Genomic DNA, 4,735 nt, shown 5'->3' with positions numbered 1-4,735 from the left:
CCTTTTAGAGTTTAAATTAATAAACGTAATATCATTCAGCAACTCATGACACCTTCCCATTATAGTTTTGAACCGTCTGATTTCCTTCTCGAAGATATCCTGATATAACGCCCCAAGAGCATTCATTCCCTTATCAATAAAATCATCCATACTTTCCGTAGTATCAAAAAACGGATATAGAAGTCTGAATGCGAAATACCTGCTTACCAATTCCCTGTCAGCCATACCGTTTTTACTTACCAGATTATGAGTAGCCGTCAGGAACTCCTTCGATTCAGCCAGTTCCCTGATACATTCCGATAAAGAGTCCTGATAAAAAGCATTCCTCAGTTCTTCTCTGTTTTTCTGTTTGCCTATCTTGTTTATTCTTTTGAAAATATTGAATTTTACGGCATTCGGTGTCCCCGGGTTAACCACATAAGCCGGAATATTTGTCGATTCAATTCTGTTTTTCAGGTAAAAAGGAATATCCGAAAAAGTTTTGTTCTCGCATTCCATTTTGAAATATTCCAAGCCTTTCAATACAAACCCATCCTTAAAGAAGCTGTGAATAGATATGATGCGTTGCAGCCCATCTATAATAGTCCATTTAGATTTACTGCCGTCCAGATAGATTATCTGTCCCGGCAGATTAGCCATAATCGATTCAATGAATGAACTTCTTTCTTTATCATTCCATGCATTCGACATTCTTTGCAAATCATCCGCATCAGGTAAGTACAGTTTTCCGGATTCAATCATCTTTTCCAGTTGCATTATAGAAATATATTGCAATCTGATATCTACATCATCAGGATTGAATGTAGGGAGAGAATATTCTATTTTCATTTTGGACATTAGCTTTTATATTTCGTCCACAAATATAATATAAATTTCTGATAAAAGTTCCAAAGTTATACTCTCTCATCTTCAGAACTTTTTCAGCTTAGCCGATACAAACTGCGGCACCTTCCATGCCATTTTCTCCAGTTTCGTTATAGTAGGGTTCAGCCCGTGCGAGCGATACATCCTGATATCCTCCTCCCACATCTGCCTGCGCCGTTTGCTGTCCGTCGACAGTCCCCCCATTCGCATCCTCACTATATACTCCTTCATATATTCCACCTTCAGATTCGCTTCATACAGATATCGGAACAGAAAGTCCGAGTCCGCCGCTATCTTGTAACTCTCGTCATACAGCCCGTTCTGCTCTATTGCCGACCGCTTGATGTAGCAGGTAGGATGGAGAGGCAGCCATCCGTTGCGCACCTTCCATTTAGAGTACGATCCACCAATCCAGTTCCTTACCACCCGGTCAGTGTTATTGAAATCCACGAACAGCCCGTCGCCATACAGAAAGTCCGCTCCAGTCTGTTCAAACCTCTTAACTATTTTCGAGATGATATCAGTAGAGTAGAGGAAGTCATCACTGTGCAGCAGCCCCACTATATCCCCCGTGGCAGCCCTTATACCCTTGTTTATACCCTCATACATACCGCGGTCCGGTTCCGATATAACAGTTGCTATACGGTCCTTATACCTGTTTATCACCTCCGGCGACCTGTCCTTGCTCGCCCCGTCCACCACTATATACTCTATGTCCGGATAATCCTGTGTTAGAACACTCTCTATTGCCTGGCCTATAGTCGCTTCACGATTGAAGCACGATGTTATAATAGAAACTTTCATTTATTGATAGATTTACTCAATAAAGAACTCGGAATAACAGGAAGAGGAAACCTTTCAAGTCCGGTACCTTTAGTTTTCAAGAATAAAGCCCCCCTCAAAGTACCGACAGAAATATTCAGAAGATTCAGAATTATATTTTTATCTTTGACTACGATATTGTTGTCTTCTTCCGTAATTATATTCTTTAATTCAGGAATTCTGAAATTGATATTCATCGAATATTCCAATAGTTTTACATTATCTTGGCTTGTCAAATAAATTATTCCCAAATGCACTCCTACGATATTCTTCTCATTATCTATTTTGATGGAATGACTCATACCCACTTGTATATCATTCACGTCAAGTCTGGAACAGTCATAATCCACATTATAAAAAAACGATACATCTTGTATGTCGTTTATAAAAAAAGTACAATATAATTCATTCTTTTTTGCCATATGCCCCAATATTATGAAAAGCTTCCACAATAACCCTTGTTACTATCATTATAAGAATAAAAAGTTTCCATGCTTACAGGAAAGACATAAGATTTTTTATCTTTATATTCCATCCTTACAGGCTCTATTCGTATAAATTCATTTACACTTTCCATTTCAGCGTCAAGCAATCTGATATTCAAAATTGTTTGAATATCAAAAAGCGTATCATGCGTAAAATTATGATTTCCTGTAAGCCATTTAGAAATTTCCGAAGGTCTTTTGCCCAGTTTCTCAGCAAGCTCTTTCTGAGTCATTCCCTTATTCTTTAAAGCTTGTGCTATTTTTAAAGCAATTCCCATACGGCTTACCACTTTAGCATATTCATTCTCGTCTCTCTGAGCTATCAGAAAGTCAAGAACAGATTCTTTTTTTGCTTTCGACATATTTTAATCCTCTAATAATAGGTTTCCCGAGAAAGTTCCATCCTCGTTCAATTTAATATCTTTATCTCTTAATGCAGAAGTTATCATATTAGATATTCTGCTTAACATTTTAACCTCCTTGTCAAGTTTCGGATTTTCCTGATAGGTCCTGGATTCTTTATTTCCGCCTCCACCGATTATTACAGTAGCCGAGCCGTATCTGATACTAAGATACCGGAAAGAATCTGCGACTATACCAATTAAACACTGTTCCTTGGCAAGCCCATACAATTCACCCCAATCCACATCATGAACAGAACGAGCCGACAACTCATCATTCCATAATACGGACTTCAATAACAGGAACAAATTCTTTTGCTCCATATTCAAAGTAAAATCCAATTAAAAAAAATATTGATGGGTTAGCAAGAGTAGAAAATCCCATTCTTGCTAACCTATGTTAAGTATCTTAAATCGTAATATTCAGTTCTCGCAAAACCGTATTCAAGTCACAAAATCTCACCCCCAATGCATTACAGACATCTGGAATTTTCACTCTGCGCCTGCATTGTGGATCAGCAGTTTCATTCGTTACGAGCGTATATCCCTTTGCAGCTGCCGTAGCCACAAGATAAGCATCTGCCACTGTTGCAAATTCAGAAACAGCCTCTAGTCTGTAAACTGCATTAGATTGAGCCCAATTCATAACTTCTCCATACTTGACCATCACATCAAGCTCATTCTCAATATAAAATCCAGCAGAAACATTAACCTTCATCCAGTCGGTCAATTCATCACCACCTTTATCTATCTCTCCTTTCACTTGAATGTTAGAGAACACGTTGCCAGAATTTATCATTCCAGCAATCTTAGTCCAAAAAGTGAGCCACAAGTCCATAGGCATCTCATGCTTTGAACGAATGAATATGTTGGTATCAAAAATATATGCCATAGACCTTAGATATTATGGGTCATAAAATGCTGGTAGGTATTACCAGACAGACCAGTTAGACGATAAGCCTCCGTATATTCCAACTGACGGCTGTTTACGGCATTGCGCACATGGATAGCAAAGAGTTTTCCTACTTTTTTTACACTGGTAAGATAGAAATCTCCGCCACCACTTTTTTTCTTCTCAACTATAGGACGATGACTGTATTCCATCCAGAAATTCCGATAAGCCTGATCGCTCAATAGTCCTAAGTCATGGGCTCTACGAGCTACAACTATTTCACTCACCTTAAACTGACGAGATTGCTTCTTGATGTCATGATTCCAAGTTTCACGCAACACATGGGCAGGAACAAGAAATTCTGCTGCCATCGCATCGCAATATCTCTCATAGGTATCATGGGCACCCAAGTCCTCACCAGCATGGCCGGCACTTACACCTAACATAATATGTGCTACCTCATGAATCAAGGTAAACAATTGGGCAGACTTGCTGTCGGCACTGTTCACAAAAACATACGGTGCAACACGATCAACCAATGCAAAACCACGACATTCACTAACCTTCAATGTACGTTGCGTATTATTCCCAACGACACCATTATAGGCAACGAACACGCCAACCTGCTCCAATCGCTCTGTAAGAAGACCTACCGCCACATCTGTTCTGGCAAGACTGAACGCCCACCGTGGTTCCAAATCCAATTTATTTCTGAGAAGATTGACTGCTTCGCCTATTGGAGTTTGCAGCGTAATACTGTTCACCAATTGGCATATCTCAATGTCATTCTCTACAAGATAATCTACCAACCAATCCTGTCGAGTGCGAATCGTTGTGACCGTATCGTAAACATTGAGATCAAAGCGATTCATTTCTCCAGCTTCACCACGGAACATCGGGAAAGGAATCGTTTCTTCTGGTTTATTCTGCAAAAACAGATATCCAAAAGGAACATAGAATCTCTTGGCAAATTGTTGCAGCTGGTTTACAGTAGGCAGTTTCTCTCCAGAGAGCCAAGACGCCAACTTAGGGAAAGCTTTCACAGCCCTCTCTTCATTGAAGCCAGCTCTTTCAAATGCCCAAACGAGCATTTCTGGTCGTATATTATTTAATCTCGTTACTGCCATTTCTTCTCATTTTTTAGAATGCAAAAATACGATTTTTTTTTTGTAAAGTACGTTACTTTATTACAATATTTAACCTAACAGTTGTAAGTTTCCAATTTTAGGGTACCCCCTTTTAGACGGGCACCAACAGGCACCCGTCTAAAA

Annotated in this window: 7 protein-coding genes; all 7 read right to left on the bottom strand. The window is 39.4% G+C overall.

What is annotated here, in order from left to right:
* The coding region (locus tag QZ379_RS09655) for a DUF262 domain-containing protein (protein WP_291563748.1) at nucleotides 1-828 on the bottom strand (828 nt) is incomplete at its 3' end.
* 81 nt (nucleotides 829-909) lie between these two features.
* Nucleotides 910-1,668: a glycosyltransferase family 2 protein gene (locus QZ379_RS09650; protein WP_291563746.1), complete on the bottom strand. Its 759-nt coding sequence runs from the start codon at nucleotides 1,666-1,668 to the stop codon at nucleotides 910-912.
* Nucleotides 1,665-2,108: a hypothetical protein gene (locus QZ379_RS09645; RefSeq protein ID WP_291563745.1), complete on the bottom strand. Its 444-nt coding sequence runs from the start codon at nucleotides 2,106-2,108 to the stop codon at nucleotides 1,665-1,667. Before QZ379_RS09645 ends, QZ379_RS09650 begins: the two co-directional genes overlap by 4 nt.
* Before the next feature lie 11 nt (nucleotides 2,109-2,119).
* Complete coding sequence (locus tag QZ379_RS09640; RefSeq protein WP_291563743.1) at nucleotides 2,120-2,533, bottom strand: helix-turn-helix transcriptional regulator; 414 nt, start codon at nucleotides 2,531-2,533, stop codon at nucleotides 2,120-2,122.
* A 3-nt stretch (nucleotides 2,534-2,536) separates the two neighbouring features.
* The gene (locus tag QZ379_RS09635; protein WP_291563741.1) at nucleotides 2,537-2,896 is read right to left on the bottom strand and encodes a hypothetical protein; all 360 of its coding nucleotides are present in this window, start codon (nucleotides 2,894-2,896) and stop codon (nucleotides 2,537-2,539) included.
* Nucleotides 2,897-2,981: 85 nt separating this feature from the next.
* Nucleotides 2,982-3,464 carry a DUF4411 family protein gene (locus QZ379_RS09630; RefSeq protein ID WP_291563739.1) on the bottom strand — a complete coding sequence of 161 codons (483 nt, stop codon included), beginning with the start codon at nucleotides 3,462-3,464 and terminating at the stop codon, nucleotides 2,982-2,984.
* A 5-nt stretch (nucleotides 3,465-3,469) separates the two neighbouring features.
* On the bottom strand, nucleotides 3,470-4,591 hold the full coding sequence (locus tag QZ379_RS09625; RefSeq protein ID WP_291563736.1) for an ImmA/IrrE family metallo-endopeptidase: 1,122 nt from the start codon (nucleotides 4,589-4,591) through the stop codon (nucleotides 3,470-3,472).
* Nucleotides 4,592-4,735: the final 144 nt, after the last annotated feature.

The organism is Bacteroides sp. (assembly GCF_019417265.1).
Classification (GTDB): Bacteria; Bacteroidota; Bacteroidia; order Bacteroidales; family Bacteroidaceae; genus Phocaeicola.
The sequence above is the reverse complement of the archived record's forward strand: the minus strand, read 5'-3'. Positions and strand labels throughout refer to the sequence as shown.